At 72.9% G+C, this 2258-nt stretch carries 4 protein-coding genes; 1 reads left to right on the forward strand and 3 read right to left on the reverse strand.

All coding sequences use genetic code 11. The features are described from left to right. The 3 genes from AOK24_RS52390 to AOK24_RS36215 form a co-directional block, all read right to left on the reverse strand. Window positions 1-115, reverse strand: a 115-nt coding sequence (locus AOK24_RS52390; protein ID WP_159052108.1) for a hypothetical protein, incomplete at its 3' end; no start/stop codon positions are given. Window positions 116-331: 216 nt separating this feature from the next. Further along, complete coding sequence (locus AOK24_RS36210; RefSeq protein WP_240554284.1) at window positions 332-1201, reverse strand: alpha/beta fold hydrolase; 870 nt, start codon at window positions 1199-1201, stop codon at window positions 332-334. Window positions 1202-1239: 38 nt separating this feature from the next. Next, on the reverse strand, window positions 1240-2016 hold the full coding sequence (locus AOK24_RS36215; RefSeq protein ID WP_055724205.1) for an aminoglycoside phosphotransferase family protein: 777 nt from the start codon (window positions 2014-2016) through the stop codon (window positions 1240-1242). Window positions 2017-2088: 72 nt separating this feature from the next. Here AOK24_RS36215 and AOK24_RS45120 point away from each other — a divergent pair. Beyond that, a partial coding sequence (locus AOK24_RS45120) for an Rrf2 family transcriptional regulator (RefSeq protein WP_167376893.1) occupies window positions 2089-2258 on the forward strand: 170 nt, incomplete at its 3' end.

Below are 2258 nucleotides of genomic sequence, written 5' to 3' on the forward strand. Positions count from 1 at the left end.
GTTCGGGGGCGGGGCATGCCTGCCACATGTCGGCGACGAGGCGCTCGCAGCCCGCCGGGTGGGAGTCGAGGAAGAGGAAGCCCCGGTTGCGGGGGATGAGTACGCGCTCGCTCACGGATGCGGTCCTTGGGTCGACGGGGAGGTGGTTCGTCACGCCCTGTCAGTCTGCGGCGGGGCGCACGTGCGCGGATCTCGTGCCGGGTACAAGGATCTTGAGCAGGTGTTGGAGTTTCTCCACTACGCCGGGCGGGCCGGGGGCGCGCATGCGGAGGCTGGGTGGCGGTGCGTCCGGGTCGGTGCCAGATCTACGCGGGCTGCGGGCTGCGGAGCCCTACGTACCCGTCGCGCCTCGGACGAATCTGCGAAGGTGTGCCCGCACGATGTCGGGCTGTTCCAGCCAGGGTTCGTGCCCGGCGTCCTCGATCCGCGTCAGCGGAACGTCGAGCCGGGACGCGAGTGATGCGAGGGCCGACAGCGGGCGGGGATCGTCGAGGCCGCCGAGGAGTTCCGTTCGGGCGGGCAGGTGCGCGCGCAGGTCGGTGATGTGGTCGTCCAGCGGGTCCGCGCGTCCGGCCTCGCCGAGTTCCCTGTTCATGGCCCAGTTGACGGGGCGTCGGCGGCGGGCACCCTGCGCGGCCCAGTGCCAGCCGCGTTCGGGGTCGGCGTGGTCGGTGAACCAGGCCAGGGTGAGCAGTTCGACCTCCTGCTCCTCGGTGCGGCGCGCCATCGCCTCCAGTTCGCGCAGCCGCTCCCGCTGCGCCGCGGACATGCGGCGTTCGCGCTCCGCCCGGTCCCCGCTACGCCAGTCGCCGACGAACGGTCCGCACATCAGCAGCAGCGCGGCGACCCGGTCGGCGTGCGCCAGACAGAACCGGGTCGCCAGGTCGGTGCCGTAGGAGTGCCCGATCAGTACGGCCCGGGGCGCCTCCCACGCGTCGAGCAGTCCGGCGAGGTCGTCGACGTGCCGGGCGAGGGAATGGCGGCCCTCCCAGGGGGACCGGCCGGTGCCACGCTGGTCGTACCGGTACACGGGGGCGAGGTCGGCGATCATGGGGGCGACGTCGCCGAGGTAGTCCGGCAGGCCCGGGCCGCCGTGGAGCAGGACCACGGGCGGCTGCCGGGTCGTGTCGCCGAGCGCCGTCCACCGCACCTGCGCCCCGTCGCTCATCGACGCGACGCCCTGTGTCTCGATCAAGGTCACGGCGGAGAACCTACCGCGCCGAGGGAAGCGGGCCGCCTTCACGGCGTACCCCCGTACCCCTTCAACCCGTCCGCGAGTTCCCCTTCGTCCCCGTCGCGCCACGCGTGAAGCGCCTGCTGGAGGGCGAACGTCCCCCGGATCACCGCGATGCGGCGTACGACGTCCGGGCCGCCCCACCCTCCGAGCGCGAGCACCCGCCCCAGCAGCTCTTCCCCGTGGCTCGCGCCGATCGCCGCCAGGTCCTCCGCCGGGTCCCCGAGGCACGCCTCGTCCCAGTCGATGACACCGCTGAGGCGGGGTGCGCCGTCGGCCGTTTCCCACAGGACGTTCTCGCGGCCGAGGTCGCCGTGGACGAGGGCGGAGGTGATCCGGGGCAGGGTCTCCAGCGCGGCGAGTTCCCGCGCGGCGCGCTCGCGTCCGGCGGCGGACATCAGCGGGAGCAGGTCCTGCCGTACGCCGGTCACGAACCCGTCCCACTCCCCCACCGGCAGCACACCGCGCGCCCGCCGCCCGGCTCGCGCGAGCGCGTTCAGCAGGTTCACGTACTGCCGGGCCACCTCGTCTCCTCCGTCGCCTTCGAGCGGTGCTCCGGGGATGCGGCTCAGGACCAGGCAGCCGTCGCCCTCGGCCAGCGGGAGCGGCGTACGGATACCGAGGCCGAGCCCGGCGATCGTGCGCAGGACGGCCGCCCGCGCGGGGAGCCGGCGGGCGGCGGCGGCCGTGCGGGCGTGGCAGACGACCCGGTCGGGGCCGATGACGACTCGGTGGAACTGGCCTTCGTGGACGGGGAATCGGTCTGCTCCGGAGAGGTTCATGGCTCTGTCTATGACGTATCCCACCCCACCCGCAAATAGGTATCCGTGATGCGTATTTGCTACGGTCGACCCATGCGGTTGACCAAGTTCACCGACCTGTCCCTGCGTGCCGTCATGCGGCTCGCGGTCGTCGAAGAGGGCGCCTCGCTGACCTCGCGGGAGGTCGCGGAGGCGATGGGCGTGCCGTACAGCCATATGGCGAAGGCCATCAGCCGGCTCCAGCATCTGGGGGTGGTGGAGGC

The organism is Streptomyces niveiscabiei (genome assembly GCF_001419795.1).
Lineage (GTDB): Bacteria > Actinomycetota > Actinomycetes > Streptomycetales > Streptomycetaceae > Streptomyces > Streptomyces niveiscabiei.